The organism is Saccharopolyspora sp. 6V (assembly GCF_020176785.1).
Classification (GTDB): domain Bacteria; phylum Actinomycetota; class Actinomycetes; order Mycobacteriales; family Pseudonocardiaceae; genus Saccharopolyspora_C; species Saccharopolyspora_C gregorii.
On sequence record NZ_JAIUKB010000085.1, the window covers coordinates 1 to 3,001 of the forward strand.

The window sequence follows — 3,001 nt, forward strand, 5'->3', positions numbered from 1 at the left end:
CGGCGGGCCCCCCCCCCCGCCCCCCCGCCCCCGCCCCCCCCCCCCCGGCGGCCCCCCCCCCCCGGGTCCACAACGCCCGCACCGCCCGCGCGGGCACCGGCACCCCGGTGGCCCGCACCCCCGGCGGGACCGCCCCGCGCAGCGCGCGCCAGCCGCGCGCCGTGAACCCGATCGCCCGAGCGTCCACATCGGACATCCGGCCGAGCTCCGCGCTCAACGACGCGGTGTAGCGCCCGATCCCGGTGCGCCTGCCCAGCAGCGGAGTGCCGTCCAGCAGGACCCGCAGCGGCCCGCTCACCGCTTGCGGAGCCGATCACCGGCCAGCCTGCGCAACCGGCCACCGGCCCGCCGCGCGACCTCCACCGGGCCACCCGCGTCCAGGTACTCGCGCAGCAGCGCCACGTCCCGGCGCACCGCCTCCACCCGGTCCGGCGGCTGCGTCCGGGTCAGCGGCGAGGCGGCGCGCAACCGGTCCGCGGCCGGCCGCGGATCGCGGCAGAACTCGGTGAGCGGCGCCAGCACCGACTCCCAGGTGAACCGCTCCCGCACCGCCTCGATGCGCTCCCGGCAGGACGCGGCGAACTCCGCGTCGTAGAGCACCCGCTCCAGCGCCGCGGCCAGCGCGTCCGGGTCCTCGGCGGGCACCACCACGCCCAAGCCCTCCTGGCGCACCAGGTCCGCGAACGAATCGCCGTCCGTGGTCACCACCGGCAGGCCCGACCACAGGTAGTCCAGCACCCGGGTGCGGAACGCGAACGTCGTCTCCACGTGCTCGAAGTGCGAGGTCACGCCGCAGTCGGCGTCCAGCAGGAAGTTCTGCCGCTCCCCGTACGGCACCCACGTCTCGTTGAAGAACACGTGCTTGCCGGTCAACCCCAGCCGGTTCGCCAGGTGCCGGGTCCGGTCCGCCATGCCCATCTCCGGCACGTCCGGGTTCGGGTGCTTCATGCCGAGGAAGAACAACCGCACGTCGTGGTGCCGCCGCGCGACCCGGTCCACCGCGTGCAGCAGCGTCAGCGGGTCGAACCAGCTGTAGACACCGCCCGCCCACAGCACCACCTTGTCGTCGGCGTCCACGCCCGGCTGCACGCCCTTGATCGCCGGGCCGGTGCGGCGCGGCGCCACCGAGGACAACCCGAACGGCACCACCTCCAGCAGCGAGCGCACCGTCGGATCCGTGTCGTAGAGGCCCGGCGTCAACCGGCCCAGCGACGCCAGGTGCCCCAGCCAGAAGTGCCGCTGCCGCTCCGAGGCGCACAGGAAGAAATCACCGCGCTCCAGCTGCGAGTTCAGCACCTTCGTCACCCCGCGCAGGTCGGCGGCGCGGCGCTCGTCGTCGGTGTCCCGGCCCTGCTCCAGCAGCTCCAGGTGCATCGGGTCGTACACGTCGCACACCACGACCTTCGTGGAGTCGGCGTGCTTGAGCGCGGGCACCATCTCCAGCACGTGGCCCTGCACGATCACCACGTCCGCCCACTCCACGTGCGCGGCGAGCTCGCGCGGTTTCGCCGCCACCACGGGGAAGGCCGACTCCGGCGGGTTCACGTGCGCGTTCACGCTGACCAGCCGCACCTGGTGCTCGGCGCTGAGCACCTCGGCCATGTGCCAGGCGCGGATCGCCGGGCCCGCCATCCGCTCGGCCACCGCGTCCCCGGTGATCACCGCGATGGTGCGGGGGCGGCCGTAGACCTCGTCCAGGCCGAACGCGTCCACCAGCACCTCGTGCGCGGCCAGGTAGCTCGGCAGCGGGTAGGCCGGTTCCATCGCCTTGCGCATCAGCGGCACCAGGTCCGCGTCCGAGCGCACCCGGGCGGCCTGCTCGACCTCCCGCGACGCGGCCAGCTGCGGCAGCATCTCCACGAACCGGTCGATCGCGAGCAGGCTCGCCAGCGAGTCCCGCGAGATCGGCACGTCGTCGTCGAAGTCCGGGCCCTCCGGGCGCCGCGTCATCTCCAGCTGGTCCGGGTCGATGTCGCCGCGGGCGGTGGCCCGGCGCACCGACAGCGCCATCGCGGCGGGCAGCACCTTCGCCAGCGTCTCGGCGGAGACGTTCTTGTACAGGGCGGCCAGCGCGTTGCGCTCCAGCAGGAAGTGCTCCCGCGCCGAGGACACCTGCGTCATCGAGGCGTGGTGGCGGTGGAAGGTCAGCGACCGCGGCTCGTAGCGCACCCGCCAGCCCCGCAGGTTCAGCCGCCAGCCCAGGTCCACGTCCTCGTAGAACATGAAGAACCGCTCGTCGAACCCGTCCAGCGCGGCGAACAGCTCGGCGCGCACCAGCAGCGCCGAACCGGTGCCGAACAGCACGTCCCGCGGCGCGTCGTGGCTGCCGTCGTCCGGTTCGCCCGCGAACCGCTTGTAGCCCATGCCGAACCAGGTGAGCCCGCCGTCCACGAAGTCGACGAGCTCGCCCTCCCAGTCCAGGACCTTGCTGGCCACCGCGCCCACCGTCGGCTCGGCGCGCAGCACCGCCACCGCGGCCCGCACCCAGTCCCGGTCCGGCCGGGCGTCGTTGTTCAGGAACGCCAGCACCTGGCCGGACGCGGTCCGCGCGCCCAGGTTGCAGCCGCCGGCGAAACCCAGGTTCTCGCCCGGTTCCAGCACGGTGGTGCCCGGTGCCGCGGCGCGGATGCGGGCGGCCTCGGCGCTGCTCGGGGTGTTGTCGACGCAGATCAGTTCCAGCCGGTCCGCCGGGTAGTCCAACTGGTCGCGCACCGCGCGCAGGCACGTGATCGTGTCCTCGGCGCCGCGGTGGTTGACGACGATCACGGAGACTGCGGGCAGCGCAGCGGACTCGGAGGTAACAGCCACGCCCCTAAGCGTGCCCTATCGGCGCCCGCCGAACGCACGCAGTCCGAAGATCCACCCGAATCCGGCACCCCCGTTTCCGGGGTGAACGGACCCGTGGTGCCCACCCCGTTGGCCCACCGGGCCGTGACAACGGGGTCGGGGGGGGGGGCGGCCCCCCCCCCCGGGGCCCCCCCCCGCGCGGGGGGGGGGGGGG

Annotated in this window: 1 protein-coding gene and 1 pseudogene; both read right to left on the reverse strand. The window is 74.4% G+C overall.

The window, feature by feature from the left end; all coding sequences use genetic code 11:
- Positions 1-298: pseudogene (locus tag LCD35_RS17470) on the reverse strand (hypothetical protein); the annotation flags it as partial.
- Positions 295-2,808 (reverse strand): glycosyltransferase, encoded by a 2,514-nt coding sequence (locus LCD35_RS17475; protein ID WP_224962103.1) that lies wholly within the window; start codon positions 2,806-2,808, stop codon positions 295-297. The gene LCD35_RS17475 and the pseudogene LCD35_RS17470, both read right to left, overlap by 4 nt.
- Positions 2,809-3,001 lie beyond the last annotated feature (193 nt).